Source organism: Klenkia taihuensis (genome assembly GCF_900112525.1).
Lineage (GTDB): Bacteria > Actinomycetota > Actinomycetes > Mycobacteriales > Geodermatophilaceae > Klenkia > Klenkia taihuensis.
Genome location: NZ_FOMD01000001.1, coordinates 477,257 through 503,070 on the forward strand (window position 1 = coordinate 477,257; position 25,814 = coordinate 503,070).

The following is a 25,814-nucleotide window of genomic DNA, read 5'->3' on the forward strand; positions in this document are numbered from 1 at the left end:
TCAGAGGGTCGGCGGACCGGGCTCGGTCAGGCCGCCGAGCGGCGACGGCCGGCCAGGGCGAGGCCCAGGCCACCCGCCAGGGCCAGCAGGCCCAGGGCGGCCGCGTCGGAGACGTCGGCACCGGTGTAGGCCAGCGACGACGGAGCCGAGTAGGACGCGTTCACCGTGGTGCCGTGGCCGGAGCCGGCGACGACCGGGGCGGCGTGCTGCACCGCGGCGGCCGGGTGCGCGGCAGCCGGGGCGGCCGGGGCCGGGTGGGCCGGCTGGGCCGGCTGGGCCGGGGTCCCCGGCTGCGCCGGGTGGGTGGGACCGGCCGGGCTGGTCGGCTCCTCGGCGGAGCAACCCGAACCGGAGGCGGCGCCGTTGGCCGAGCCGCCGACGGCGGAGGTGCAGCCGTCGACCGTGGTGTCGCCGACGTGGTTGGAGGCGTTGCCGCCCTCGTTCACGACGGTGGCGTCACCGCTGGTGGTGATCGGGTTGCAGTTGTTGTCGCTCTTGTAGTTGAAGCAGTGGACGACGACGGTGTTGCCGGAGTTGGCCCAGCCCTTGTTGCCGCCGGTCCAGGCCCACTGCCACGGGGCGACCTCGACCCAGTGGCCCTCGGCGTCGGCGTCCCCACCGGAGGCCGAGTTGCCGACGCCGGTGCTGGCACCGCCCGAGCCGGAGCCCAGGCTGACGCTCTCGGACGAGCCGGTGGCGCTGCCCGTGGAGGCGTTGCCGCCGGTGGCGCCGGTGTTGCCGCTGACCGTGGTGTCACCGACGTGGTTGGAGGCGTTGCCCCCGTTGTTGCTGACCGACGCGTTGCCGCTGTGCGTCACCGGGTTGCAGTTGTCGTTGCTCTTGAAGTTGAAGCAGATGACGTGGACGGTGTTGCCGCTGTTCGCCGCGCCCGTGTTCCCGCCGCTGCCGGCGAACTGCCACGGGGCGACGGTGACGCCGTGCCCGTAGGCCTCGGCGTCACCGCCGCCGGCCGAGTTCGACACCGAGGTGTCGGCCCCCGACGAGCTGCCGTAGAACCAGCCGTTCAGCCAGGACAGGAAGTCCGAGACGTCGACGCTCTCCGAGCTGCCCGACGCGCTCCCGGTCGAGGCGTTGCCCCCGGTGGCGGAGGTGTTCCCGCCGACGGTGGTGTCCCCGACGGTGTTGGAGGCGTTGCCGCCGGTGTTGGTCACCGAGGCGTTGCCCGTGCTGGTCACGGGGCTGCAGTTGGAGTGGCTCTTGTAGTTGAGGCAGAGGACGTAGACCGTGCTGCCGCTGTTCGCCGCACCCGAGTTGCCGCCGGAGATCGCCCCCTGCGTCGGCTCGACACCCACCACGTGACCCCCGGCGGTGGCGTCGCCGCCGGTCGCGGAGGAGTCGACGGAGGTCGAGGCGCCCGAGCCGCCGCCCGACGTGGACGCGACGGCCTCGGAGCCGCCGCCGGAGCTGCTGCCGCCGGTGCCGACCGCCTCGGACGAGCCGGACGTGCTGCCGGTGGAGGCGTTGCCGCCCGTCGCGGTGGTGGTGCCGGTGACGGTGGTGTCGCCGACGGAGTTGCCGGCGTTGCCCCCGGTGTTGCTCACCGAGGCGCTGCCGCTGCTGGTCTGCGGGTTGCCGTTGCCGTCGCTGTGGACGTCCGCCCCGCCGACGGAGACCTCGTTGCCGCTGTTCGCGACGCCCTCGTTGCCGCCGCTGCCGGCGACCTGGGTGGGGGCGACGTAGACGTCGTGCCCGACCGCGTCGGCGTCGCCGCCGGTCGAGGAGTTGCCGACCTCGGTGACGGCGGTGCCGCCCCCGACGGACTCGGAGGTGGCCCCGGTGTCGGCCGAGGCGACCGCCTGGCCGAGGAGCCAGATGCCCCCGGCCATGGTGGCAACGGCGAGGCCGTTGCGCACGGTTCGGTTCATGTCGTGTCCTTCGTGCTGGTGTGCGTCGTTGCGCACGAGCGGGTGGTGCGGGATGGGTGGCGCAGGGTGGTGCGGTCTCGAGCCCCCGTGGGGACCGCGGACCCGTGGTGCCGGTCCGCCGAGCCGGGCTCGGTCGGGGCGGGGCTGCTGCGCGGGTGCCGGACTGGCCAGGCCCGGGGTGGTCGCCCGTCGTGATGTGCCCCCCGTGGGCACACCGGGGACGGGGCGGGACCGCGCGAGGAGGCGGTCAGTCCGGGCGGGAGCCCGGGTCGTCGTCGGTGTCGACGACGGTGGCCACGGCGGCGAGGGTGCGCGCGGTGGCGGTCCCGGCCGGGGCGGCGGGGACGGCGGAGCCGAGGACGGCGGAGGCGTTGCCGCCGCCGGTCAGTGCGGAGGCGGTCGAGGTGCCGCCGCCGGAGCTGCAGGGCGCGGGGACGGCGACCGGGGCGTCGGGCGAGCCAGGGGCCGGCAGCGGCGCGGGCGCACCGAGCGCGGACGGGCCGGCGGGGGCGACCGGGACCGCCCAGGGGGCGGGGGCCTGCGCCGGCGCGATGACCGCGTGCTGGGTGAGGGCCGTCGGGCGGTGGTGGGCGGCGGTGCGGGCCGGGGTGCCGGTGGGGGCCTCGACCGCGGCGGTGGCCGGTCCGCAGAGCGGCCCGGCGGCGGCGGTGGCGGGAGCGGTCGTCCCGGCGTCGGTCGCCCCGGCGGCCTGCGCGGCGGCGGCCTCGGCGACGGCGGTGGCGGCGTCCGCGGTGGCGGGGCGGTCCGCGGTGTCCGCGGTCGCCGGGTCCGAGCCGGCGGCCGCCGTCGTGCCGGTCGTCGTGCCGGCCGCGGTGCCCGTCCCGGTGGTGGTGGCCGTCCCGGCGGTGGAGGTCGTCCCGGTGGATGTCGTCCCGGTGGAGGTCGTCGCGGTGGCCGGGTCCGACGACGCCGCGCTGCCCGTCGCGCCGCCCGCGGCCGGGCTCGACGCGGCGGTCGTGCTGGTGGTGGTGGTGCTGGGGGTGGTGCTGGTGGTCGGGCTCGTGGTGGAGCTGGTGCCGTTGGTGGTCCCGGACGACGTCGTGTCGCCGGCCGCGGCGGGGTCGGCGGGTGGGGGCCCGGCCGGTGGCGGCTCGGCGGGCGCGGGGTCCGCGGGCTGCCCGGACGACGGCTCGGCCGGTGCGGGGTCGGCGGGGGCCGGCTCCGTCGGGGTGACGACGTAGGTCGCCACGCCGCTGTCGGGGGCGGGTTCGGGGGCGGCGGTGGAGCTCTCCGCCGTCCCGGTGCCCGGGCTCCCGGCGGTCTCGACGGCCGCGGTGCCCGGGTCGGCGCCGCTCGCCTCGTCGGCGGACGCGGGCCCGGCGAGGGCGACCCAGGCGGCCGCGGAACCGAGGCCGAGGACGGCCCCGGTGAGCAGCCGACGGCGCCACGGCCGACCACCGGACGGCGGTCGGCCGTCTCCGGGGAGGTCGGCCTGGGTCACGGGTCGGAAGTTAGGGAGACCGCAAGGTCCTGACCACGAAACGAGTCACCCCTGGTCCGTTGCACGGCGTGTCGGGCCCGCCGGATCGACGGACCGTTCCGTCTCCATCACGCTGGGTTGACCCTTCCCTCGTCGGTGTGACGCGTGACACCATGCTGGTATCACCGGAACGGGTCGGTGCGGTGGGCGAGGGGGCCCCGGGTGGCGATGACGTTGCGGCTGTCGGCCGCGCAGAGCGAGGCGCTGCGGATCCAGGCGCGGGCCGAGGGCGCGTCGATGCAGGACGTCGCCAAGCGGGCCGTGTCGGAGTACCTGGACCACCACGGCCGCACCACCCCGCTCGACCTCGTGCTCGACACCGAGATCCCGCGCTACGCCGACGCGCTCGCCGAGCTGGCCCGGTGGACGGACTGACCACCGACGACCTGCTGCAGGTCGCCGTCCGGGTGGTCGGGCCCGACGTCGTGGTCGCCGACCACGGCCTGCTCGCGGCCGCCGTCGCCCGGGTGACGGCGGTGGTGGACGGCGAGGACGTGTACCCCGGCCCGACCGAGAAGGCCGCCGCCCTGCTGCACTCGCTGGCGCTCAACGGCCCCCTGGCCACCGGCAACCGGCCCTTCGCGCTCGCCGCCGCCCTCGTGCTGCTGGGCCTGCACGACCAGCCGGCCACCATCTCCGGCCCCGACGCGGTCGACCTGGTCACCGGGGTGATGACCGGCCGGGTGGAGTCGGTCCACCAGATCGCGCGCGCACTGCGGGCGTCCTGAGACGGAACCCGCCCGTCACGACCGCGGAACCGGGTGGGAACGCCGCCGGACCAGACTCCGGGTCCCGGCGCCCGGTGCGGGGCCCGGTCGAGGGGAGGCAGCGTGGTGCGGGAGCAGAGGCCGTCGATCTTCCAGCTCGGTGCGGTCGAGGGGACCGGGGGCGACACCGTGGTCTCCGGGTGGGGCCTGGGCATGTGCGCCGGCCGGTGCGCCTGCCACCGCGACCCCGCGGGCGGGCAGCTGCGGATCAGCGAGGACCGGGTCGCCGGCACGCTGGGGCTGCACTGCTTCACGGCCGCGGGGTGCGGGTGCTGCCGACCGTGGAGGGTCGACGAGCTGCGGGCCGTGCTCCGGGACGTGGCCGCGGTCGCCGCCCTCGAGGCACGGGAGCGCACCGCCGGCTGATGGACGCCGCCGTCCTGCGGTGACCAGGGGCTGTGACGGATGGGGCGGGTGGGACAGACACACCTCCGCGAGTGTCCGGACCGTCAGCACCGGCCTCGTTACGTTGCGTTCCGACCCGCTCGGCGACGTCACCCCTCCCCGGGTGCGCGGGCAGGGACCGGAGGCATCCATGGCACCGCGATCGACCGCGCGACGCTGGACCCGGACGGCGGTGCCGGCCGTCGTGGCCGGCGTGCTGCTCACCCTCACCGCGGGGCCCGCCGTCGCCGAGCCGACCACCGCCGCCGAGGCCGCCGACGCGGTCACGCAGGCCGCCCAGCAGGTCGAGGCGCTGGGCGAGCAGGTCCACGACGCCGAGCTCGCCGTGGCCGACCAGCAGGCCGCGGCCGCCGCCGCCGCGGGTGCGGCCGACACCGCCGCCGCCGCGGTGACCGCCCTGCAGCCCCAGGTCGACGCCATCGTGCGCAGCGGCTTCGTCGACGGCGTGCCGTCGGGCCTGGAGACCATGCTGAGCAGCGACTCCGCGGACGAGGTGCTGCAGCGGGTGTCCACGATCAACCAGCTCACCTCGCACACCGACGCCGTCCTCGGGCAGCTGGCGCTGGCCCAGCAGGCCGCGCAGCAGGCCCGCGCCGACGCCGACGCCGCCGCGGCGCAGGCCGCCACCGCGCTGGCCGACCTGGAGGCGCAGCAGGACCAGGTGCAGGCCCAGCTCGCCGCCTACCGCGCCGACTACGCCCGGCTGGCCGCCCCGCTGCAGGCGCAGGTGGACCGCGCCGTCGCCGGGCCGGAGCTGTCCGCCGCGGCGATGGCCGACGCGGCGGCCGCCGCTCCCGCGGCCGCACCGAGCGAGGCGGCCGGGGTCGCGATCGAGGCCGCCCTCGCCCAGCTCGGCAAGCCCTACGTGTGGGGTTCGTCCGGTCCCGACGGCTTCGACTGCTCGGGTCTCATGCAGTACGCCTACGCGGCCGCCGGCATCTCGCTGCCGCACTCCAGCCGCGCCCAGTCCGGCCTGGGGACGCCGGTCTCGCGAGCCGAGCTGCAGCCCGGTGACCTGGTGTTCTTCTACTCACCGGTGAGCCACGTCGGCATGTACATCGGCAACGGGCAGATGGTGCACGCCAGCGTCAGCGGCCGTCCGGTCGCCGTCACCAGCGTCGACCAGCGGGGCTACGTCGGCGCGCGCCGCGTCGCCTGACCGCTTCCGCGACCGCCGCCCGCGCACCTTCCACGCGACGACGACGGCGACCACCACGACGGCGGCGACCACCGCACCGGTGGTGCCGACCTTCGAGGCCACGGTCTCCCACGAGGCCCCGGCCAGGTAGCCGAGGAGCACCGCACCGACGCCCCAGACCAGCCCGCCGACCGCGTTCCAGGCCAGGAAGGTCCGGTAGCGCATCCGGGCGGCCCCGGCCAGCGCCGGGGTGACCGCGCGCAGGAACGCGGTGAGCCGGGCCAGGAACACCGCCGGGCCGCCGCGCCGGGCCAGGGTGTCCGACGCTGCGTCGATGCCCTGCTGGTGCCGGCGCGCCAGCCGGCCGGCGAGCAGGCGCGGCCCGAACCGCCTGCCGACCTCGTAGCCCAGGCTGTCGCCGACGACCGCCGCCGCGACCACCAGGGCGCCGAGCAGCCAGACGTCGCCGTGGCCCTGCGAGGCGGCCACCCCGCCCAGCACGACCGCGGTCTCCGCCGGTACGACGAAGCCGACGAACAGGGCGTCCTCGACGACGACCAGGGTCACCACGACCGCGTAGACCCAGATCGCCGGGACCGACAGCAGGCGTTCGAGCAGGGCGGTCATGCGACGGGTCGTGCCCCACCGACTGGGCCGTGGCTGTCCGGACCCTGTGGGTCCCCGGGGATCAGCCGCCCTCGCGCATGCCCCAGGGCGAGCCGTAGGCGGTGAGCAGCTCCAGGAACGGCACCGCGTCGAAGGCCTCCGGACCCAGCACGCCCGAGCCCGACCAGGTGCCCGCGGCCAGCAGCTCCAGGGCCACCACCGGGTTCACCGCGGTCTGCCAGACCACGGCCTGGTGGCCGTACTCGCGCATGGACCACTCGTTGTCCACCACGTGGTACAGGTAGACCTGCCGGGGCTCGCCGTCCTGGCCGGTACCGGTGACCCACAGCCCGGCGCAGGTCTTGCCCGTCATCCGGTCGCCCAGCCCGGCCGGGTCGGGCAGGCACGCGGCGACGACGTCCCGCGGGCTGACCTGCACACCCTTGACCGTCACCGGGTCGGTGCGGTCCAGGCCCACCTTGTGCAGCGCCTTGAGCACGTCGATGAACTCGGTGCCCAGGCCGTACTTGAAGGTGACCCGGCCGGCGTCCACCCAGCGCGGCATGAGGAGCACCTCCTCGTGCTCCACGTTCACGCACTCCACCGGGCCGATGCCCTCGGGGAACTCGAACACCTCGGGCTCGCTGAACGGCGGGGTGGTGAAGAACCCGCGGCCGGCCTCGTAGACCACCGGCGGGTTCAGGCACTCCTCTATCGTGGTCCAGATGCTGAACGACGGGGCGAAGTCGTAGCCGCTGACCTCGAGGTTCGCCCCGTCGCGCACGCCGAGCTCGTCGATCGAGGAGAACAGGTGGTCGGCGGCGTAGCGGGCGAACACGTCGGACAGCCCCGGTTCCACGCCCATGCCGACCAGTGCCAGCTGCCCGGCGGCCTCCCACTCGCCGGCCAGCTCGAACTGCTCGTCGCCGAGCTTGACGCCGGTCTCGGCGTACGGGTTCTCCGGGTGGGGGCGGGACAGCGACATGGCCATGTCCACGTAGGTCGCCCCGCCGGCCAGCGCCGCGCGGAACAGCGGCATGACGAACCGGGGGTCCACGGCGTTCATCAGCACGTCGCAGCGGTGCTCGGCCAGCAGCGCGGCCACCGCGTCGGCGTCCCCGGCGTCCACCGACCCGGCGGAGCTGAACCGCGGGTCCCCGACGGCCTCGGCGGTGGCCCGGGCCCGGTCGCCGTCGTAGTCGGTGACGACCACGGCCTCGGGGAAGGCGCGACGGGCGGCGATGGCGGCGAAGGCGCTGCCGACGCCGCCGGCACCGACCAGGAGGATGCGCATGGGGACCTTCTTCTCTCGCGGGACGGGTGCGCCGACTGTAGGTGACGACGATCACGAGGGCGACGGCTTCCGTCGCCTCACCAAGTCGTAACACGGGAAACCCTTGTGAAGAAGGTCTCTACCTGCGATAACCGTGGGATGACGGACAGCCCGGGCGCCCCATGAGCGCCCCCTCGCAGGAGCCGCAGCTCAAGCAGGGCGCGATCGGCTTCGTCGACGCCCTGGTCATCGGCCTGGCGTCCACCTCACCGGCCTACTCGCTGGCCGCCGTGGTGGGTGCCGTCGTCGCCCTCGTCGGCGTCTACGCGCCCGGCGTCTTCCTCGCGTCCTTCGTCCCGATGCTGCTCATCGCCTCGGCCTTCTACTACCTGAACAAGGCCGACCAGGACTGCGGGACGACGTTCTCCTGGGTCACCCGGGCGATGGGCCCGTGGGTGGGCTGGATGGGCGGCTGGGCCATCTCGATGACCGGCGTGCTGGTCATCGGGTCCCTCGCCGACACCGGCGTCCGGTTCGGCCTGCTCGCCCTGCAGCTGGACGGCCTGGCCGACAACACCTTCCTGGTGCGCACGCTGACCGTGCTGCTGATCTTCGCCATGACCTGGATCTGCGTGATCGGCACCGAGGTGAGCGCCAAGCTGCAGAACGGCCTGATCATCGCCCAGGTCGGTGCGCTGCTGGTGTTCGCCGTCGTCGCCCTGGTGGCCGGCCTGTCGGGCAACGGCGAGGCCGACGGCGGCAACCTGACCCCGTCGCTGGACTGGCTGAACCCCTTCGGCGCCGGCGGTGCCGCGCTGACCGGCGGGCTGCTGCTGGGCGTGTTCATCTACTGGGGCTGGGAGTCCGCGGTCAACCTGACGGAGGAGACCTCCGACGCGGAGTCGACCCCCGGCAAGGCGGCGATCGTGTCCACCGTCGTCCTGCTGATCACCTACCTCGGCGTCACGATCGCGATCCTCAGCTACTTCGGCACCGACTTCCTCGCCTCCCGCGAGGACGAGGCCGAGACGATCTTCGCGACCATGGCCACCGAGGTGCTGGGCGGCTGGGACTGGGTGCTGCTGCTGGCGGTGGCCACCTCGGCGATCGCGTCGACGCAGACCACGATCCTGCCCGCGTCGCGCACCGGGCTGTCGATGGCCCGGCGGCACGCCATGCCCCGCTCGCTGGCCCGCATCCACCCCCGGTTCCGGACGCCGGACGTCTCCACCTGGCTGGTCGCCGTCATCGCCGCCGCCTGGTACGTGGTGGTCAACCTGATCAGCGAGAACGCGCTGTTCGACTCGCTCACCGCGCTCTCGCTGCTGATCGCCTTCTACTACTCACTCACCGGCATCGCCTGCGCGGTGTTCCACCGCCGCCAGCTCACCCGCAGCGTCAAGGACTTCCTGCTCATCGGCGTCGGGCCGCTGATCGGTTCGGCGCTGCTGATCTGGCTGCTGGTCGAGTCGATCGGCGACCTGGCCGACCCGGCCAACTCCGACCTCGGCACCGCCTGGTTCGGCCTCGGCCCGCCGCTGGTGATGGGCATCGCGATCTTCCTCGTCGGGGTCGTCTTCATGCTGTTCTGGCGGGCGAAGGACAAGCGGTTCTGGGCCGAGCAGACGACGACGTCGGACCGCATGCAGGCCGACATCGCCGCCGGCCGCTCCGGCGCCGCCGTCGAGGACCCCGCCTCGTGACCCCCTGGAGCAAGCAGTGAGCATCGTGCTGGGCTACGACGAGTCCCCGGGCGCCCGCCGGGCGCTGTCCCTGGCCATCGACCTGGCCGGCCGGCTGGACGAGGAGCTGGTGCTGGTCTTCGGCGCCGCCCCGCCGGGCACCGTGGGCGAGGAGTCCGGCGCGCACGCGCAGGCGCTGGCCGAGATGGGCGGCACGGCGGTCGCCGGCGCGGTGGAGGCCGCCGACGCCGCCGGGGTGCGCACCGTGGTGGAGGTGCTGCCGGCCAAGCCGGTGGACGCGCTGCTGGACTCGGCCGACCGGCACGACGCCCGGGTCATCGTGGTCGGCACCTACGGCGAGACCCCGCTGCGCGGCGCGATCCTCGGGTCGGTGCCGCACAAGCTGCTGCACCTGTCCCCGCGCCCGGTCCTCTGCGTCCCCGCCGAGGCCTGACCCCCAGCGTGGATCAGGGGGGTTGATCGACGTCCGTCCTCCTGCGCCAGATCTGGCGCAGGAGGACGGACCCCGGTGCAGGAGGACGGCGCCTAGAGCCGGGACCAGGCCTCGCTGAGGACGCCGCGCAGGACCTGCTCGATCTCGTCGAACTCGGCCTGGCCCGCGGTCAGCGGCGGGGCGAGCTGGACGACGGGGTCGCCCCGGTCGTCGGCCCGGCAGTAGAGCCCGGCGTCGAACAGGGCGGCGGAGAGGAAGCCGCGCAGCAGCCGCTCGCTCTCGTCGGCGTCGAAGGTCTCCTTGGTCGTCCTGTCCTTGACCAGCTCGATGCCGTAGAAGAACCCGTCGCCGCGGACGTCGCCCACGATTGGCAGGTCGGTCAGCTTCTCCAGGGTGCGGCGGAAGTCGTGCTCGGTGTCCAGCACGTGCTGGTTGAGGCCCTCGCGCTCGAAGATGTCCAGGTTGGCCAGCCCGACGGCGGCCGACACCGGGTGCCCGCCGAAGGTGTAGCCGTGCGGGAAGGTGACGCCCGGGCGCAGGAAGGGCTCCATGACCCGGTCGCTGGCGATCATCGCGCCGATGGGGGAGTAGCCCGACGTCATCCCCTTGGCGCAGGTGATCATGTCGGGCACGTAGCCGAACTTCTCGCAGGCGAACGTGGTGCCCAGTCGGCCGAAGGCGCAGATGACCTCGTCGGAGACCAGCAGCACGTCGTGCCGGTCGCAGATCTCGCGGACCCGGTCGAAGTAGCCGGGCGGGGGCGGGAAGCAGCCGCCGGCGTTCTGCACCGGCTCCAGGAACACCGCGGCGACGGTGTCGGGGCCCTCGAAGAGGATGGCCTGCTCGATCTGGTCGGCCGCCCAGTGGCCGAAGGCCTTGGGGTCGTCGCCGAAGTACGGCGCCCGGTAGATGTTGGTGTTGGCGGCCCGGAAGGCGCCGGGCACCAGCGGCTCGAAGTCCTGCTTGAGCGCCGGCAGCCCGGTGATCGACAGCGCCCCCTGGGTGGTGCCGTGGTAGGCGATGGCCCGGCTGATCACCTTGTGCTTGGCCGGCTTGCCGACCAGCTTGAAGTACTGCTTGGCCGCCTTCCACGCCGTCTCCACGGCCTCCCCGCCGCCGGTGGTGAAGAAGACCCGGTTCAGGTCCCCCGGTGCCGCGGCGGCCAGCCGCTGCGACAGCTCGATGGCCGAGGGGTGCGCGTAGGACCAGATCGGGAAGAAGGCCAGCTGCTCGGCCTGCGCGGCGGCGGCCTGGGCGAGCTCGCGGCGGCCGTGCCCGGCCTGGACGACGAACAGCCCGGCCAGCCCGTCGAGGTACTTCCGGCCGCGGTCGTCCCAGATGTAGCAGCCCTCGCCCTTCACGATGACCGGCGGCGCCTGCTGGGCGTAGCCGCCCATCCGGGAGAAGTGCAGCCAGAGGTTGTCGACGTCGGCCGGGCCGTAGTGCCCGGGTTCGGTGACCGGCTGCTCGGTGGTGGTCATGTCAGCACTCCTCGAACTGCGGATTCCGTCGTCGGACGACGGGTCGACGAAGCAGAGCGTAGCGAGGAGGCCCCCCGGAAAGCGAGACCGTCGTCACGTCCGTTCCGGATCGGTCAGCCGCACGACCGCGTCGGCGATCGCCGACGCGCGCCCGGCGGCGGTCCGCCTGGTGTGCACCCGGTACAGCACCGCGTACCGGCCGGCGGCGTCCAGTGCGTCGAAGGCGGCCCGTGCGCCGGGGGTGGCGGCCAGCGCCGCGGCGAGGTCCTCGGGCACCGGCATGGCCGCCGACCCCGGGTAGGCCGTGGCCCACCGGCCGTCGGCCCGTGCCGCCTCCACCTGGGCGAGCCCGGCCGGGCGCATCCGGCCGGCGTCGACCAGCCGGGTCACCGTGGCGACGTTCTTGGCCGACCAGACGCTGCGCGGGCGGCGGGGGGTGACCCGGATCGTCCAGCTCTCCTCGTCCAGCCGGTTGGCCCGGCCGTCGATCCAGCCGTGGCAGAGCAGGCCCTCCACCAGCTCCTCCCAGGTCACCGACGGGAAGCCGGCCCCCTTCTTGGCCAGCCGGACGTACAGGCCCGGTGCCGACGCCCCGTGCTCGGCCAGCCACGCGTCCAGCTCGGCGCCGTCGGCGAAGGACCGCACCTCGAACTCCCGCTCCACCACGAGCCCTCCCCGCGTTTCGGAACCTGCCCGGACGGTCAGGGGTCGAGGGTGACCCGACGACCTCCCGGCCCGGAGCAACTGTGGCTGGTGCGGCACGGGGAGAGCCAGGGGAACCTCGCCGACGCCCGCGCCCACGAGCTCGGCGTCGACCGGCTCGACCTCGACGTCCGCGACCCCGACGTCCCGCTGTCCCCGACCGGGGAGCGGCAGGCCGACGCGCTGGGCGCGCACCTGGCCGGGCTGGCCGAGCGGCCCACCGCCGTCCTGGCCTCGCCGTTCACCCGGGCCGCCGACACCGCGCGCCGTGCCGCCGAGCCGCTGGGCCTGCCCGTGCGGTTCGACGAGCGGCTGCGCGAGCGGGACTTCGGCGCCTTCGACGGCATGACCGGCCGGGGCATCCGCGAGCGCTACCCCGAGGAGGCCGCGCGGCGCGAGCTGCTCGGCAAGTTCTGGTACCGCCCGCCGGGCGGGGAGAGCTGGGCCGACGTCGCCCTGCGGGTGCGCAGCGCGCTGGCCACCGAGGCGCTCCGGCACGACGGCGAGCGGCTGCTCGTGGTCAGCCACCAGGCCGTGGTCATGGTCTTCCGGTACGTGCTCGAGGAGCTCTCCGAGCAGCGGCTGCTCGAGCTCGACCGCGCCGAGCAGGTCGCCAACGCCTCCCTCACCCGCTACCGCGCCGCCGGCGCCGGGTGGGAGCTGCAGGACTTCAACGCCGTCGAGCACCTGGCGGGCACCCGTGTCACCGAGGAGCCCGATGTCCCCGACCCCTGACCTCGTCACCCCGCAGCTGCTGCGTGGCTGGCGGCTGCCCGAGCCCACCGGCGGCAAGGACGCCCGCGGCTCCGTGCTCGTCGTCGGCGGCAGCACCGAGACCCTCGGGGCGGTGCTGCTCGCCGCGGAGGCAGCGCTCCGGTCCGGCGCGGGGAAGCTGCAGGTCGCCGTCCCGCGCAGCCTGGCGCCGGTGACGTCGGCGGCGCTGCCCGAGGCGCTGGTCCGGGGCCTGGTCGAGACCGAGGACGGCGCGGTCCGCGCGGACGCCGCCGAGCGGGTGCTGGACCTGGCGCAGCAGGCCGCCGCGGTGCTGGTCGGGCCGGGCATGGTCGACGAGCCGCAGACCCGGCAGCTGGTCGAGCGACTGCTCCCCGAGCTGACCGGCCCGCTCGCGCTGGACGCGCTCGGGCTGGCCGCGGTCACCGCCGACCCGACCTGCCTGCACCACCTGGGGGGCCGGGTGGTGCTCACCCCCAACCCGACGGAGCTCGCCTTCGGCCTGCACGTCGACGAGGTGGACGACGCCCCGGCCGCGGCGGCGGAGATGGCCCGGCGCGCCCGGGCGGTGGTGGCCCTCGGCGGGGAGACCAGCTGGGTGGCCGCCCCCGACGGCCGGCTGTGGCGGGACGAGAGCGGCGGCGCCGGCCTGGGCGTCTCCGGCTCGGGCGACGTGCGGGCCGGGGTGGTCGCCGGGCTGCTGGCCCGTGGCGCGGACCCCGCCCAGGCCGCGGTGTGGGCGGCGCACCTGCACGGCCGCGCGGGGGAGCGGCTGGCCGCGGCGGTCGGCCGGCTGGGCTTCCTCGCCCGCGAGCTGCCGCCCGAGCTGCCCCGGGTGATCAGCGAGGTCGACCTGTAGGGCCTTGCCGGACGACGGGGGGCATCCATAAGCTGCTGCTTATGCTGACTGACCCCGTCGCCACCGCCGGTCTCGTCGTCCGGGAGGTGCGCACCGGCTCCCGGGACGGCGTCCCCACCCGGCTGGTCGTCGCCCGGCGCCGCTACCGCACCGACCGCGCCGACCTCTGGCAGGCCGTCACCGACCCCGAGCGCATCCCGCGCTGGTTCCTCCCGGTCACCGGCGACCTGCACGAGGGTGGCCGCTACCAGCTGCAGGGCAACGCCGGCGGCGTGGTCGAGCGCTGCGCCGCCCCGGAGTCGTTCGCGGTCACCTGGGAGATGGGCCCGATGGTGTCCTGGGTGACCGTCTCCCTCGCCGAGGCCGACGGCGGCACGGACCTGGAGCTGGTGCACGAGGCGCCGGTCGACCCGACCATGTGGGACACCTACGGCCCGGGCGCGGTCGGCGTCGGCTGGGACCTCGGGCTCATGGGGCTGGGCCTGCACGTCGACACCGGCGCCCCGGTCGACCCGGACGAGGGGCTGGCCTTCGCGACCACGCCCGAGGGGCACGCGTTCGTCGGCGCCGCGGCGCGGGACTGGGCCGACGCCGCGGTGGCGGACGGCGACGACCCGGCCGCGGCCCGGGCGGCCGCCGCGCAGACCGCCGCGTTCTACACCGGCACCAGCGCCGACTGAGTGGCCGCCGACCCGTTCGGCGCGCTCGGCGACCCCACCCGCCGCCGGATCCTGGAGCTGCTGGCCGGCACCGAGCGCACCGTCGGGGAGCTGGTCGCCGCGCTCGGCCGGATCTCCCAGCCGGCGGTCTCCCAGCACCTGGCCGTGCTGCGGGACGCCGGCCTGGTGCGGGTGCGCGCCGAGGGCACCCGCCGGTTCCACGCGGTGGACGACGCCGCGGTCGCCGCCGCGGGGGACTGGCTGGCCCGTCTCGTCGACCCCTTCGCGCAGCCCCTGGACGCCCTGGCCACCGAGGTCGCCCGCGGCCGCCGAGCCCGGGCGGGGGCTCAGTCGCCCGGGGTGGAGGCCCGGCGCGCCCGGTAGGCCGCGGCGTGCGTGCGGTTGGCGCAGCTGGTGTCGCAGAAGCGGCGCGACCGGTTCTTGGTGAGGTCCACCAGGGCCGCGCCGCACCCCTCGGCCTCGCAGCGGCCCAGCCGGTCCAGCTCCCCGGCGCGCACGAGGTCGGCCACCGCCATCGCGGCCTCCACCGCCATCCGGTGCGCCAGCGGGGCGTGCGGCTCGGTGGCGTGGATGTGCCAGCCCCACTCGCCGTGCCGGACCAGCTGCGGCTGGGCGTCGCCGTCGCGCAGCAGCCGGTTCACCACGCCGACCACGGCGTCGGACTCGTCGTCCCACATCTCGCCGAGCCGGGCCCGCAGGCGGTGCACCGCGGCGAGCTCGCCCGCGTCGCCGGCACGGTCGCCGGTGTAGCCCCAGGTGTCCAGGAACGCGTCGAGCGCGGCCGGGTCGGGGAGCAGCTCGGTGCCGGTCCCCGAGCCGGTGGCGGTGTTCACCAGGGCGGCCGCCGCCTGCAGCGCCACCTCGGTGTCATGAGCGAAGAGCATGTTGCTCCTGACGTCTGCTACGGTCGCGCACATCAGGATCGTACGTCCCTTCGGTCCTGACGGGTCTCGAGGAGGACGCCGTGCTGGACCGTCGTGCCGGGCTGACCGGTCTGCTGCTCGCACTGGCCTCCGCGGCCGCCTTCGGCACCTCCGGCGTCTTCGCCTCCGCGCTGCTGGACGCCGGGTGGAGCGCCGCGGCGGCGGTGACCGTCCGGGTCGGGCTGGCCGCGGTGGTGCTGACCGTCCCCGCCGTGCTGCAGCTGCGCGGCCGGTGGCACCTGCTGCGCGCCAACGCAGGCTCCGTGCTCGCCTTCGGCCTGCTGGCCGTCGCCGGCTGCCAGCTCGCCTACTTCCTGGCCATCAGCCGGCTGTCGGTGGGCGTCGCGCTGCTCCTGGAGTACTCGGGCGTGGTCCTCGTGGTGCTGTGGACCTGGCTGCGGCACGGCCAGCGCCCCAGCCCCGTCACCGCGGCCGGCGTCGTCGTGGCCGTGGCCGGGCTGGTGCTGGTCCTCGACGTGCTCTCCGGCGCCCGGATCGACCTGCTCGGCGTCTTCTGGGGTCTGCTGGCCGCGGTCGGCCTGGCCGTCTACTTCGTCGTCTCCGGCCGCACCGACGACGCGCTGCCCCCGCTGGTCAGCGCCTGGGGCGGTCTGGGCGTCGGCGCGGTGGCCCTGGGCGTCGCCGCGGCCGTCGGCGTCGTCCCGTGGCGGACCACCGCCGCGCCGGTCGATCTGGCCGGGCACGGGGTGAGCTGGCTGGTCCCCGTGCTGGGCCTGGCGCTGCTGGCCGCGGCCTTCGCCTACGCCACCGGGGTCGCCGCCATCCGCCGGCTCGGCTCGCGGACCAGCTCCTTCGTCGGCCTCACCGAGGTGCTCTTCGCCGTCGGCTTCGCCTGGCTGGCGCTGGGTCAGCAGCCCGGGCCGGTGCAGCTGGTCGGCGGGCTGGTCGTGCTGGCCGGGATCGTGCTGGTCCGGGTGGGGGAGCAGCGCCCGGTGCCGGCCGTCGAGCCGCTGCCCGAGCCCGCCGGGGCGCCCGCACCCGGCCGTTGACCTGCACATCCGGGCTGGTCACGGCCCCGTCGGACCCCCCAGCCGGCGTGCGAGCGCCTATCGTGGGGTGATGACCGGCAGCCAGGACACCGCCAAGGACGCCGCCGTGCAGGCCATCCGGGCCGCCGACGCCGAGCGCCAGGCCGCCCAGGCGGCTGCGCGGGAGGCCCAGCGGCGCTGGGAGGCGGCCCTCGTGGCGGCCGTCGACGCCGGCCACGCGCCCTCCGCCGTGGCCCGCGAGGCCGGGGTGACCCGCAACCGGGTGTCCCAGCTGGTATCCGCGCGCCGCGCCGCCGAGGCCGAAGGTCGCGCCCCCCGCGCGCCGCGGATCGTGCCGAGCCCGTTCGGCTGAGCCTTCCCGCTGCGTAAACGCAGTTTGCAGATCGGCGTACGGTGGTAGTCAGACCGCGCCGACGAGGAGGCTGCCGTGCCCGACAACCTGCGCGGCTCCCGCATGGGGGCCACGAGCCTGGAGAGCGTCCGCGGGGCCGTGCTCGCGGACGCCGCCACCCACACCTACGTCTGCACGCGTGACCACGACGTGCAGGTGACCTTCGCTGCGGACGCCGTCCCGCCGTCCACCTGGACCTGCCCCCGGCACGGGACGCCGGCCGCGCTGGTGGTCACCCCGGACACCCCGGTGGCCCCGCCGGTCGGCGAGGACGAGGAGCAGCCCCGCCGCGGCCGGGCCCGCAAGACCGGTCCGCCCCGGGTCAGCAAGACCCCGTGGGAGATGCTGCTCGAGCGCCGCGACATCGCCGACCTGGACGACCTGCTCGCCGAGCGTCTCGAGGTGCTGCGCGCCCGGCGGACCCGCGCCTCCTGACCTCAGCGGTCGGGGTCGACCACCAGCTCGACCTCGACCTCGTCGCCGGCCCCGCGGCCGGTGCGCTTGCGGGTCTCGGCGTTGAACGAGACCAGGTACCGGCCGCCCATCACGCCGATCGTGGTCGGGTAGGTGTAGTCGCCGTCGATCGTCACGACGACGGGCACCCGCTTGCCGCGACCGAAGCCGAGGACGACGTCCTCGGGCACGACGATGCCGACGTTGGTGCCGCCGGTGGCTTCCAGGGTGGTCCGGAACACGGTCACGGGCGCCGATGGTGCCGGGTCCGGGGCCCGTGCGGTAGGCAGGTGCGCATGACCGCACCCCTCATCGCCGCTCTCGGGGACCGCGTCCCCGCCGTCGACCCCACCGCCTTCGTCGCGCCGTCCGCCGTGGTGGTGGGCGACGTGGCCCTCGGTCCGCGGGCCTCGGTCTGGTACGGCGCGGTGGTCCGGGCCGACGCGGAGTCCATCCGGATCGGCGCGGACTCCAACGTGCAGGACGGCTCCACCCTGCACAGCGACCCCGGCTACCCGCTGGTGCTCGGCGACCGGGTCACCGTGGGCCACCGGGTGGTGCTGCACGGCGCCCGGGTGGACGACGACGTCCTCGTCGGCATGGGCGCGGTGGTGATGAACGGCGCGCACATCGGCTCGGGCTCGATCGTGGCGGCCGGCGCGGTGGTGACCGAGAACGCGGAGGTGCCGCCGGGGTCGCTGGTCGCCGGCGTCCCCGCGAAGGTCGTCCGCGACCTCGGTGACAGCGCCGTCGAGCGCATCCGGGCCAACGCGGTCAGCTACACCGACCGGCTGGACCAGCACCGCGCCCTCAGGCCAGTTGGGCAGCCACCAACGGCGTGAGCGTGAGGTGCGGCTTGTTCTGCTCGAGCGTGCGCAGCGCCCACTTGTCGGTGAACAGCGCCAGCAGCTCGCCGTCCGGCCGGGTCATCACCTCGGCGCCGCGGGCCTTGGCGACCTCGGGTGCGGACTCCGCGTCGGTCACCCGGGCCACGGTGTAGGGCAGGTGGTCCAGGCTGATCCGTGAGCCGAACTCGTGCTCCATGCGGTGGCTGGCCACCTCGAACTGCATGGGGCCGACGACGGCGAGCACCGGCGCGCCGTCGCCGCGGCGCTCGGAGATGAGCACCTGGACGACGCCCTCACCGGCCAGGGTGTCCATGCCCTTGCGGAACTGCTTGTACTTGCTGGTGTCGGCGGCCCGGGCCACGGCGAAGTGCTCGGGCGCGAACGTGGTGATCGGCGGGTAGACGACGGGGGTGTCGGTGTAGAGGGTGTCGCCGACGCCCAGCGCGCTGGCGTTGACCAGGCCGACGACGTCGCCGGGGTAGGCGGTCTCGATCGTCTCCCGGTCGCGGCCGAAGACCTGCTGGGCGTACTTGGTGGCGAAGGGCCGGCCGTTGGCGGCGTTGGTGACCACCATCCCGCGCTCGAAGACGCCGGTGCAGACGCGGATGTAGGCCAGCCGGTCGCGGTGGCCGGTGTCCATGCCGGCCTGCACCTTGAACACGAACGCGCTGAACGGGTCATCCAGGGCGCGCGGCTTGCCGTCGGCGTCGGGCCGGTCGGCCGGGGGCGGGGCCAGGTCGACCAGGGTGTCCAGCAGCGCCGCGACGCCGAAGTTGGAGACCGCCGAGGCGAACAGCACCGGGGTGGTGGCGCCGGCGAGGAACAGCTCCTGGTCGTGCTGGGCGCCGGTCTCCTCGAGCAGTTCGCTCTCCTCGAGCGCGGTGGTCCAGGCGTCGCCCTCCTGGGCGAGCGCGGCGTCGGCGTCCATCACCTTCTCCGGGGCGATGGTCGCGCCGCCGGCGGTGCGGGTGAAGTGCCGGTAGCTGCCGTCGCGGCGGTCCAGCACGCCCCGGAAGTCGCCGGCGATGCCGACCGGCCAGGTGAGCGGGGTGGGCTGCAGGCCGGTGCGCTCGGCGATCTCGTCCATGAGCGCCAGCGCCTCGTTGCCGGGCCTGTCCCACTTGTTGATCACCGTGATGATCGGGATGCCGCGGTGCTTGCAGACCGCGAACAGCTTCATGGTCTGGGTCTCCAGGCCCTTCGCCGCGTCCACCAGCATCACCGCGGCGTCGACGGCGGTGAGCACGCGGTAGGTGTCCTCGGAGAAGTCCGCGTGGCCCGGGGTGTCCAGCAGGTTGACCACCGCGTCGCGGTAGGCGAACTGCAGCGCCGCGGAGGTGATGGAGATGCCGCGGGCCTTCTCCATGTCCATCCAGTCCGACACGGTGGCACCCCGGCCGGCCTTGCCGTGCACCGCGCCGGCCCGCCCGATCACGTGCGCGTGCAGCGCCAGCGCCTCGGTGAGGGTGGACTTCCCGGCGTCCGGGTGGCTGATGACCGCGAAGGTCCGACGGCGCGCGGCCTCGCCGGCGGCAGTGCTCATTCCGACGAGTCTACGACCGGGACGCCGACCACCCCGCGCTGTGATCCCGGGCGCACTCCGGGGAATGGTCCGCGGGCCCGTGTCGACAACGGTGACGGTCACCGTCCGCAGGGGTGTCGACACGTCGACCCGGAATGGCGCCGACCATTCCACCCCATTGTGCGCAACCGCCCCCGACCTGCAGGTTCACCCCTCCGAGGGGGGTTTCCTCCCGTGGTCGCCGAATGGCGCGGGAAGGGTCACCGGAATGGTGCCGGAGAACGGTCGCGCGCATCGGCAGAAAGGGGACGGAACTGGAGCGGTTCGAGTGGAGGACGTGGCGGGGCTGCCGTAACCGGTCCTGACGACGCGGGGCGGACAGCGCCCCGCAGCAGGGGAGGACGACCGTGGACGGCTTGGACGACATCGTCGAGGACTTCCTCGTCGAGAGCCACGAGAACCTGGACCAGCTCGACCGCGACCTGGTCGCGCTGGAGCAGGACCCGGGTTCGCGGGAGCGGCTCTCGAGCATCTTCCGCACGATCCACACGATCAAGGGCACCAGTGGCTTCCTGGCCTTCGGCAAGCTCGAGCAGGTCGCCCACGTCGGGGAGAACATGCTCTCCAAGCTGCGCGACGGGGTGCTGGAGCTGACCCCGCACCGCACCGACGCGCTGCTGGCGATGGTGGACACGGTGCGCGAGCTGCTGGGCTCCATCGAGACCGCCGGCGGCGAGGGCGCGGTCGACGTGACCCGCGCGGTCGAGCTGATCACCGCCGCGATGGACGACGAGCCGGCCCCCGCCGCCGAGCCGGCCGCCGCGGAGCCCGTGGTCGCGGAGGTGGTCGCCGAGGTGGTCGAGGCGCCCGTCGTGGTCCCGGCCCCGGTCGCGGTGGCCCCGGTCCCGGTCCCGGCCGCCGCCCCGGTCCCCGCCCCGGCGCCGGCCGCCGAGGACGAGCAGGCCCCCCGCCGGGCGGTCGCCGACTCCACCATCCGGGTGGACGTCGACCTGCTCGACGCCCTGATGCAGCTGGTCGGAGAGCTGGTGCTGACCCGCAACCAGATCGTGCAGTACGTCTCCCGGCAGACCGACACCGACCTGGTGCGCGCCGGCCAGCGGCTCAACCTCATCGCCAGCGAGCTGCAGGAGGGCGTCATGAAGACGCGCATGCAGCCCATCGACCACATCTGGTCCAAGCTGCCGCGCGTCGTCCGCGACCTGGGCCAGCAGTGCGGCAAGTCCGTGCGGCTGGCGATGGAGGGCAACGAGACCGAGCTGGACAAGACGCTGCTCGAGGCGGTCAAGGACCCGCTGACCCACCTGGTCCGCAACTCCGTCGACCACGGCATCGAGACCCCCGAGGCCCGCCGCGCCGCCGGCAAGCCGGCCGAGGGCGTGCTGAGCCTGCGGGCCCGGCACGAGTCCGGCCAGGTCGTGGTCGAGGTCATCGACGACGGCGCCGGCATCGACCCGGCCAGGATCGGGGAGAGCGCGGTCCGCAAGGGCCTGGTGACGCCCGACGCGCTGGCCCGGATGGCCACCGCCGACGTCCTGCAGCTGATCTTCGCCCCGGGCTTCTCCACCGCCGCCGCGGTCACCAACGTCTCCGGCCGCGGCGTCGGCATGGACGTGGTGAAGACCAACATCGAGGCCATCGGCGGCACCATCGAGATCGAGTCCGAGCCGGGCACCGGCACCTGCACCCGGCTGCGCATCCCGCTGACCCTGGCCATCGTCCCGGCGCTGACCGTGGAGTGCGCCGGCGACCGCTACGCCATCCCGCAGGTCAGCCTGCAGGAACTGGTCAGCCTGGACGCCGAGAAGGCCGCCGCCGCGGTCGAGGAGATCGGCGGGGCGCAGGTCTACCGGCTGCGCGGCGAGCTGCTGCCGCTGGTCCGGCTGGCCGACGTGTTCGGGCTGAGCTCCGACCGGCACGACGGGCACGTGGTCATCGCCGTCCTGCGGTCCGAGGGCCGCCGCTTCGGCCTGGTCGTGGACCGGGTCATCAACACCGAGGAGATCGTGGTGAAGGCAGTCGGCGCCCAGCTGAAGTCCATCGGCCTCTACTCCGGGGCCACCGTCCTGGGCGACGGCACCGTCGCGCTCATCCTCGACGTGCAGGCCCTGGCCCGCCGGGCGCTGCGCGCCGAGACCGTCGAGCGGGCCGAGCAGCGCACCGCGGCCAGCGTCGCGGCGGCCACCGCCCGCGCCGGCGCCGAGCGGCAGCGGATGCTGCTGGCCTCCATCGGCGGCGGCCGCCGGGTGGCGATCCCGCTGGACACCGTCACCCGGCTGGAGCAGATCCGCACCGCCTCGGTGGAACGGGTCGGCTCGCGGGAGGTGGTGCAGTACCGCGGCGCGATCCTGCCCATCGTCCGGCTGGACCGGCACCTGGGCGCGACGTCGTCCTACGGCTACGACGAGCCGGCCCCCGAGACGCTGGAGGTCATCGTCTACGCCGACCGCGACCGCAGCGTCGCGATCGTGGTCGAGGAGATCCTCGACATCATCGACGACAGCGAGGCCAAGCACTCCGACATCGACGACATGGGCCTGCTCGGCTCGGCGGTGTTCGGCGACAAGGTCACCGAGCTGCTCGACGTGCGCGCGGCGATCCTCGCCGCCGACCCCGGCTTCTACGCCTTCGACACCGCCGCCGGCTCGCCGGCCCGCGACGACCTGATGGTGGTCTGACATGAGCACGGCAACCGCCCCCCGCACCGGCACCGCCCAGCTGGCCACCTTCTGGCTGGACGGCGACCTCTACGGCGTCGAGGTCGAGCACGTCCAGGAGGTGCTCCGGGCGCAGAAGCTCACCCGGGTGCCGCTGGCCCCGCCGGCCGTCGCCGGCCTGATCAACCTGCGCGGCCAGGTGGTCACCGCCATCGAGCTGCGCGAGCGGCTCGGCCGCCCGGCCCGCGCCGCCGACGCCGAGTCCGTCGTCATCGTGGTCCGGATGCACGGCGAGGCCGTCAGCTTCCTGGTCGACGGGATCGCCGACGTCGTGCACGTCGACGCCGCGGACTTCGAGCAGCCGCCGGACACCCTCGACGGCCGGGCCCGGGAGCTCATCCTCGGCGCCTACAAGCTCGACGGCCGGCTGCTGCTGGCCCTGGACGTCTCCCGCGCCGTCGCCGCCTGACGCGCCGGACCCGCCCGCCCCCTCCCGCACCGGACCGCCGGCGACCCCGTCGCCGGCGACCCGGCCCCACCCCTGCCCGGAAGGCCATCCCGTGAGAACACCCGGACGCCGCCTCGCCGACCTCGGCCTGCGGACCCGCCTCGGACTCGCCTTCGGCGTCGTCGCCCTCGTCGTCCTCTGCTGCGCCGGTGGTGGCGTCGCCGCCGTCGCCCAGCAGCGCGAGCTCGCCGGCCAGGTCCGCGCCGTGGACGGCGTGCTCCGCGACGCGGAGACCATGCGCTTCCAGATCGCCGACGCCACCGGCTGGCAGGGCTTCGTGCTGGCCGACGTCGCCGCCTTCGGGCCGGAGGAGTCGCTGCGCGACGACTCCTACAACCGGGCCGGGTTCCTGGCCAGCAAGGCCTCGATCTACGCGTGGCTGGACGGCGTCGACACCTCGGGCATGGACGCCACCGAGCGGGCCGCCTTCGACCAGCTGCGGCCGGCGTGGGACGACTACTACCGCTGGGACGACCAGGTGGTGGAGTGGGTCCGCCCGGGCACGCAGGCCGGGCTCGCCGAGGCGCAGACCTCGATCAACGGCGGTGAGGCCGGCGAGGCCTACACCGTGGTGCTGGGCATCGCCGACACCATCGCCGGCTCCGCGGAGGACCGGCTGACCGCACTGGGCGACCGGCAGTCGGCTGCGCAGACCCGCGCCACCTGGCTGCTGGTGGCCGCCGGCGTCCTCGGCCTGCTGCTGGCCGGCGGGCTGGCCTGGCACCTGACCCGCTCGCTGGTCGGGCCGCTGCACCGCATCCGGGACGTCGCCGAGGGCATCGGCAGCGGGGACCTCACCCGCCGCACCGGGCTGACCGGGGACGGCGAGATGGGCCGCGCCGGCGCCGCGCTGGACCGGGCCACCGAGCAGCTGGCCGGCGTGGTCGGCTCGGTCACCGGCTCGGCCGACGCGGTCGCCGCGGCCAGCACCGAGCTGTCGGCCTCGGCCGGGCGGATCGCCGCCTCGGCGGAGGAGACCAGCGCGCAGTCCGGCCTGGTGTCCGGCGCGGCCGACGAGGTCTCGCGCAGCGTCGCGACCGTCGCCGCCGGTGCGGAGGAGATGAGCGCCTCGATCCGGGAGATCGCGCAGAACGCGAACGAGGCCGCGCGGGTGGCCGCCGAGGCCGTCAGCGAGGCCGACGCGACCACCGCGACCATCCAGAAGCTGGGCCAGTCCTCCCGCGAGATCGGCGACGTGGTCAAGGTGATCACCTCGATCGCGGAGCAGACCAACCTGCTGGCCCTGAACGCGACCATCGAGGCGGCGCGGGCCGGTGAGGCGGGCAAGGGCTTCGCCGTCGTGGCGAACGAGGTCAAGGAGCTGGCGCAGGAGACCGCGCGGGCCACCGAAGACATCGCCCGCCGGGTGGAGGCCATCCAGGCCGACACCACCGGCGCCACCGAGGCGATCGGCCGGATCGGTGCGGTCATCGGCCAGATCAACGACTACCAGCTCACCATCGCCTCCGCGGTGGAGGAGCAGACCGCCACCACCAACGAGATGTCCCGCAGCGTCGCCGAGGCCGCCGCCGGGACCACCGAGATCGCCGCCAACACCGCCGGCGTCTCCGGCGCCGCGTCGGCCACCACCCAGGCCCTGGGCCAGACGCGGGTGTCGGTCGACGAGCTCTCCCGCATGGCCACCGACCTGCGCGCCGCCGTCGGCCGCTTCACCACCTGACCGACCGACACCTCCCTGGAGCCCCCGTGACCACCCTCCGCCGCCACCTCGGCTCCCTCGGCGTCCGCGCCCAGGTCCTCGCCGCCGTCCTGGTCGCCGCGCTCGTCGCCGGCGCCGTCGGCCTGGCCGGGCTGACCGCCCTGTCCGCCTCCGCCGACCGCACCCAGTCGGTGTACTCCGACGACGTGCGCGGCGTCCTGCTCGCCCAGGAGATGCGTTTCCAGCTGGTCTCCATCCGCTTCGCGCAGTCCAGCCGCACCAACGCCGCCCGGGCCGGCGACACCGAGTCCCTGGCCCGGTGGACCACCACCCGCGGCGAGGCCGTGGACGGCCTGACCTCGGCCGGCGAGGAGCTGCTCGACACCGTCGAGCTGACCCCGGCCAACCGGGACACGGTGCAGGGCGCCGTCGACGGGGTGGGGGAGTACATCGACCTGACCGCGGAGCTGGACGCGCTGACCGCGGCCGGCGACACCGCGGGGTGGACCCGGCTGCGCGACGGCCAGGTGACCCCGCTGATGACCGGCCTGGTCGACTCCCTGGACGCCCTGGTGCAGGACCGCACCGCGTCCGCGGCCGACGACGCCGCGGCGGCCGCGGCGGCCTACCGGTCCACGCGCACCGAGCTCGCCGTGGTGCTGGTGCTCGGCGTCGGGCTGGCACTGGGCATCGGGTACGCGGTCGCCCGCTCCTTCGTCCGGCGGCTGGGCCGGCTGCAGGCCACCGCGACCGCGCTGGCCGGGGGTGACCTGACCGTGCAGACCGGCATCACCAGCGCCGACGAGGTGGGGCAGACCGCGGCCCTGCTGGACAGCGCGCTGGTGGACCTGCGCGCCCTGATGGCCACCGTCGCCGGCTCCGCCGACTCCGTGGCCACCTCCAGCGAGGAGCTGTCCGCCTCGGCCGCCCAGATCTCGGCGTCGGCCCAGCAGACCAGCGCGCAGTCCGGTGCGGTGTCCGGTGCCGCCGACGAGGTCTCGCGCAGCGTCGCGACGGTCGCGGCGGGTGCGGAGGAGATGAGCGCCTCGATCCGGGAGATCGCGCAGAACGCGAACGAGGCGGCCCGGGTGGCGGCCGAGGCCGTCGCGGAGGCCGAGACCACCAACGCCACCATCACCAAGCTCGGCGTCTCGTCCAAGGAGATCGGCGACGTGGTCAAGGTGATCACGAGCATCGCCGAGCAGACCAACCTGCTGGCGCTCAACGCCACCATCGAGGCCGCGCGGGCCGGCGAGGCGGGCAAGGGCTTCGCCGTCGTGGCGAACGAGGTCAAGGAGCTGGCCCAGGAGACCGCCCGCGCCACCGAGGACATCGCCCGCCGGGTGGAGGCCATCCAGGCCGACACGACCGGGGCCACCGAGGCGATCGGCCGGATCGGTGCGGTCATCGGGCAGATCAACGACTACCAGCTGACCATCGCCAGCGCCGTCGAGGAGCAGACCGCCACGACCAACGAGATGTCGCGCAGCGTGGCCGAGGCCGCCGGTGGCACCACCGAGATCGCGGCCACCATCACCGGCGTCTCCACCGCCGCGGACTCCACCACGCAGGCGCTGTCGCAGACCCGTGTCGCCGTCGACGAGCTGTCCCGGATGGCCAGCGACCTGCGCACCACCGTCGGCCGCTTCACCCACTGA

At 74.9% G+C, this 25,814-nt stretch carries 26 protein-coding genes and 1 pseudogene; 18 read left to right on the plus strand and 9 right to left on the minus strand.

Annotation, left to right across the window (positions count from 1 at the left end; all coding sequences use genetic code 11):
* Positions 1-26 precede the first annotated feature (26 nt).
* Together BM158_RS02330 and BM158_RS02335 are read right to left on the minus strand one after the other, a co-directional pair.
* Positions 27-1,886, minus strand: a complete 1,860-nt coding sequence (locus BM158_RS02330) for a hypothetical protein (RefSeq protein WP_091554303.1) — start codon at positions 1,884-1,886, stop codon at positions 27-29.
* 247 nt (positions 1,887-2,133) lie between these two features.
* Entirely contained in the window at positions 2,134-3,348 is a 1,215-nt protein-coding gene (locus tag BM158_RS02335; RefSeq protein ID WP_091554307.1) for a hypothetical protein, read from the minus strand.
* A 207-nt stretch (positions 3,349-3,555) separates the two neighbouring features.
* On the opposite strand from BM158_RS02335, the gene BM158_RS02340 reads away from it, so the two are divergent.
* From BM158_RS02340 to BM158_RS02355, 4 genes are all read left to right on the plus strand, one after another.
* Positions 3,556-3,762 (plus strand): hypothetical protein, encoded by a 207-nt coding sequence (locus BM158_RS02340; protein ID WP_091556186.1) that lies wholly within the window; start codon positions 3,556-3,558, stop codon positions 3,760-3,762.
* On the plus strand, positions 3,750-4,115 hold the full coding sequence (locus tag BM158_RS02345; protein WP_091554310.1) for a hypothetical protein: 366 nt from the start codon (positions 3,750-3,752) through the stop codon (positions 4,113-4,115). The genes BM158_RS02340 and BM158_RS02345 overlap by 13 nt, the downstream gene beginning before the upstream one ends.
* A gap of 102 nt (positions 4,116-4,217) precedes the next feature.
* Positions 4,218-4,520 (plus strand): hypothetical protein, encoded by a 303-nt coding sequence (locus tag BM158_RS02350; protein WP_091554313.1) that lies wholly within the window; start codon positions 4,218-4,220, stop codon positions 4,518-4,520.
* A 169-nt stretch (positions 4,521-4,689) separates the two neighbouring features.
* On the plus strand, positions 4,690-5,718 hold the full coding sequence (locus tag BM158_RS02355; protein ID WP_207506114.1) for a C40 family peptidase: 1,029 nt from the start codon (positions 4,690-4,692) through the stop codon (positions 5,716-5,718).
* 138 nt (positions 5,719-5,856) lie between these two features.
* On the opposite strand, the pseudogene BM158_RS22210 reads toward BM158_RS02355, so the two are convergent.
* Positions 5,857-6,324: pseudogene (locus BM158_RS22210) on the minus strand (DedA family protein); the annotation flags it as partial.
* 61 nt (positions 6,325-6,385) lie between these two features.
* Complete coding sequence (locus tag BM158_RS02365) at positions 6,386-7,597, minus strand: saccharopine dehydrogenase family protein (protein ID WP_091554319.1); 1,212 nt, start codon at positions 7,595-7,597, stop codon at positions 6,386-6,388.
* 161 nt (positions 7,598-7,758) lie between these two features.
* Between BM158_RS02365 and BM158_RS02370 the strand changes: the two genes are divergently transcribed.
* Complete coding sequence (locus BM158_RS02370) at positions 7,759-9,279, plus strand: APC family permease (protein ID WP_091554322.1); 1,521 nt, start codon at positions 7,759-7,761, stop codon at positions 9,277-9,279.
* A 16-nt stretch (positions 9,280-9,295) separates the two neighbouring features.
* Complete coding sequence (locus BM158_RS02375; protein WP_091554325.1) at positions 9,296-9,712, plus strand: universal stress protein; 417 nt, start codon at positions 9,296-9,298, stop codon at positions 9,710-9,712.
* A gap of 92 nt (positions 9,713-9,804) precedes the next feature.
* Here BM158_RS02375 and BM158_RS02380 read toward each other — a convergent pair whose 3' ends face one another.
* Positions 9,805-11,193 (minus strand): aspartate aminotransferase family protein, encoded by a 1,389-nt coding sequence (locus BM158_RS02380; RefSeq protein ID WP_091554329.1) that lies wholly within the window; start codon positions 11,191-11,193, stop codon positions 9,805-9,807.
* A 93-nt stretch (positions 11,194-11,286) separates the two neighbouring features.
* The gene (locus BM158_RS02385; protein ID WP_091554333.1) at positions 11,287-11,859 is read right to left on the minus strand and encodes a YdeI/OmpD-associated family protein; all 573 of its coding nucleotides are present in this window, start codon (positions 11,857-11,859) and stop codon (positions 11,287-11,289) included.
* A 48-nt stretch (positions 11,860-11,907) separates the two neighbouring features.
* Between BM158_RS02385 and BM158_RS02390 the strand changes: the two genes are divergently transcribed.
* The 4 genes from BM158_RS02390 to BM158_RS02405 are packed head-to-tail and all read left to right on the plus strand — an operon-like array spanning position 11,908 to position 14,529.
* Entirely contained in the window at positions 11,908-12,630 is a 723-nt protein-coding gene (locus tag BM158_RS02390) for a histidine phosphatase family protein (protein WP_091554335.1), read from the plus strand.
* Positions 12,614-13,486, plus strand: a complete 873-nt coding sequence (locus BM158_RS02395; protein WP_091554338.1) for an NAD(P)H-hydrate dehydratase — start codon at positions 12,614-12,616, stop codon at positions 13,484-13,486. Before BM158_RS02390 ends, BM158_RS02395 begins: the two co-directional genes overlap by 17 nt.
* 41 nt (positions 13,487-13,527) lie before the next feature.
* Positions 13,528-14,166: an SRPBCC family protein gene (locus BM158_RS02400; RefSeq protein ID WP_091554341.1), complete on the plus strand. Its 639-nt coding sequence runs from the start codon at positions 13,528-13,530 to the stop codon at positions 14,164-14,166.
* Complete coding sequence (locus BM158_RS02405) at positions 14,167-14,529, plus strand: ArsR/SmtB family transcription factor (RefSeq protein WP_091554345.1); 363 nt, start codon at positions 14,167-14,169, stop codon at positions 14,527-14,529. It begins immediately after the preceding gene.
* On the opposite strand, the gene BM158_RS02410 is transcribed toward BM158_RS02405, so the two are convergent.
* The gene (locus tag BM158_RS02410; protein ID WP_091554348.1) at positions 14,493-15,050 is read right to left on the minus strand and encodes a CGNR zinc finger domain-containing protein; all 558 of its coding nucleotides are present in this window, start codon (positions 15,048-15,050) and stop codon (positions 14,493-14,495) included. The genes BM158_RS02405 and BM158_RS02410 overlap by 37 nt on opposite strands.
* An 80-nt stretch (positions 15,051-15,130) precedes the next feature.
* Between BM158_RS02410 and BM158_RS02415 the strand changes: the two genes are divergently transcribed.
* The 3 genes from BM158_RS02415 to BM158_RS02425 all read left to right on the plus strand — a co-directional run bounded on the left by BM158_RS02415 (position 15,131) and on the right by BM158_RS02425 (position 16,925).
* Positions 15,131-16,099, plus strand: coding sequence for an EamA family transporter (locus tag BM158_RS02415; protein ID WP_091554352.1), 969 nt, complete (start codon positions 15,131-15,133; stop codon positions 16,097-16,099).
* Between the two features lie 70 nt (positions 16,100-16,169).
* Positions 16,170-16,451 (plus strand): hypothetical protein, encoded by a 282-nt coding sequence (locus BM158_RS02420; RefSeq protein WP_091554356.1) that lies wholly within the window; start codon positions 16,170-16,172, stop codon positions 16,449-16,451.
* Positions 16,452-16,526: 75 nt separating this feature from the next.
* Positions 16,527-16,925 carry an RNA polymerase-binding protein RbpA gene (locus tag BM158_RS02425; RefSeq protein WP_229827503.1) on the plus strand — a complete coding sequence of 133 codons (399 nt, stop codon included), beginning with the start codon at positions 16,527-16,529 and terminating at the stop codon, positions 16,923-16,925.
* 2 nt (positions 16,926-16,927) lie between these two features.
* On the opposite strand, the gene BM158_RS02430 is transcribed toward BM158_RS02425, so the two are convergent.
* A complete protein-coding gene (locus tag BM158_RS02430; RefSeq protein ID WP_091554360.1) occupies positions 16,928-17,191 on the minus strand; it encodes a DUF1905 domain-containing protein in 264 nt (87 codons plus the stop codon).
* A 48-nt stretch (positions 17,192-17,239) separates the two neighbouring features.
* Between BM158_RS02430 and BM158_RS02435 the strand changes: the two genes are divergently transcribed.
* Positions 17,240-17,785, plus strand: a complete 546-nt coding sequence (locus BM158_RS02435; RefSeq protein WP_091554363.1) for a gamma carbonic anhydrase family protein — start codon at positions 17,240-17,242, stop codon at positions 17,783-17,785.
* On the opposite strand, the gene BM158_RS02440 is transcribed toward BM158_RS02435, so the two are convergent.
* Positions 17,754-19,334: a peptide chain release factor 3 gene (locus BM158_RS02440; protein ID WP_091554366.1), complete on the minus strand. Its 1,581-nt coding sequence runs from the start codon at positions 19,332-19,334 to the stop codon at positions 17,754-17,756. The genes BM158_RS02435 and BM158_RS02440 overlap by 32 nt on opposite strands.
* Positions 19,335-19,720: 386 nt before the next feature.
* Between BM158_RS02440 and BM158_RS22605 the strand changes: the two genes are divergently transcribed.
* The 4 genes from BM158_RS22605 (at position 19,721) to BM158_RS02460 (ending at position 25,814) form a co-directional block, all read left to right on the plus strand.
* Positions 19,721-22,009 (plus strand): chemotaxis protein CheA, encoded by a 2,289-nt coding sequence (locus tag BM158_RS22605; RefSeq protein ID WP_091554369.1) that lies wholly within the window; start codon positions 19,721-19,723, stop codon positions 22,007-22,009.
* Position 22,010: 1 nt separating this feature from the next.
* The gene (locus BM158_RS02450; RefSeq protein WP_091554372.1) at positions 22,011-22,457 is read left to right on the plus strand and encodes a chemotaxis protein CheW; all 447 of its coding nucleotides are present in this window, start codon (positions 22,011-22,013) and stop codon (positions 22,455-22,457) included.
* Positions 22,458-22,548: 91 nt separating this feature from the next.
* Positions 22,549-24,177: a methyl-accepting chemotaxis protein gene (locus tag BM158_RS02455; protein ID WP_229827502.1), complete on the plus strand. Its 1,629-nt coding sequence runs from the start codon at positions 22,549-22,551 to the stop codon at positions 24,175-24,177.
* 26 nt (positions 24,178-24,203) lie between these two features.
* Positions 24,204-25,814, plus strand: a complete 1,611-nt coding sequence (locus BM158_RS02460) for a methyl-accepting chemotaxis protein (RefSeq protein ID WP_229827501.1) — start codon at positions 24,204-24,206, stop codon at positions 25,812-25,814.

Excerpts from the sequence above, each read along its gene's own strand:
- BM158_RS02330 (WP_091554303.1), bottom strand. The coding sequence starts at position 1,886 with ATGAACCGAACCGTGCGCAACGGCCTCGCCGTTGCCACCATGGCCGGG.
- BM158_RS02340 (WP_091556186.1), top strand. The coding sequence starts at position 3,556 with ATGACGTTGCGGCTGTCGGCCGCGCAGAGCGAGGCGCTGCGGATCCAG.
- BM158_RS02355 (WP_207506114.1), top strand. The coding sequence starts at position 4,690 with ATGGCACCGCGATCGACCGCGCGACGCTGGACCCGGACGGCGGTGCCG.
- BM158_RS02365 (WP_091554319.1), bottom strand. The coding sequence starts at position 7,597 with ATGCGCATCCTCCTGGTCGGTGCCGGCGGCGTCGGCAGCGCCTTCGCC.
- BM158_RS02370 (WP_091554322.1), top strand. The coding sequence starts at position 7,759 with ATGAGCGCCCCCTCGCAGGAGCCGCAGCTCAAGCAGGGCGCGATCGGC.
- BM158_RS02380 (WP_091554329.1), bottom strand. The coding sequence starts at position 11,193 with ATGACCACCACCGAGCAGCCGGTCACCGAACCCGGGCACTACGGCCCG.
- BM158_RS02395 (WP_091554338.1), top strand. The coding sequence starts at position 12,614 with ATGTCCCCGACCCCTGACCTCGTCACCCCGCAGCTGCTGCGTGGCTGG.
- BM158_RS02400 (WP_091554341.1), top strand. The coding sequence starts at position 13,528 with ATGCTGACTGACCCCGTCGCCACCGCCGGTCTCGTCGTCCGGGAGGTG.
- BM158_RS02410 (WP_091554348.1), bottom strand. The coding sequence starts at position 15,050 with ATGCTCTTCGCTCATGACACCGAGGTGGCGCTGCAGGCGGCGGCCGCC.
- BM158_RS02420 (WP_091554356.1), top strand. The coding sequence starts at position 16,170 with ATGACCGGCAGCCAGGACACCGCCAAGGACGCCGCCGTGCAGGCCATC.
- BM158_RS02435 (WP_091554363.1), top strand. The coding sequence starts at position 17,240 with ATGACCGCACCCCTCATCGCCGCTCTCGGGGACCGCGTCCCCGCCGTC.
- BM158_RS02440 (WP_091554366.1), bottom strand. The coding sequence starts at position 19,334 with ATGAGCACTGCCGCCGGCGAGGCCGCGCGCCGTCGGACCTTCGCGGTC.
- BM158_RS02450 (WP_091554372.1), top strand. The coding sequence starts at position 22,011 with ATGAGCACGGCAACCGCCCCCCGCACCGGCACCGCCCAGCTGGCCACC.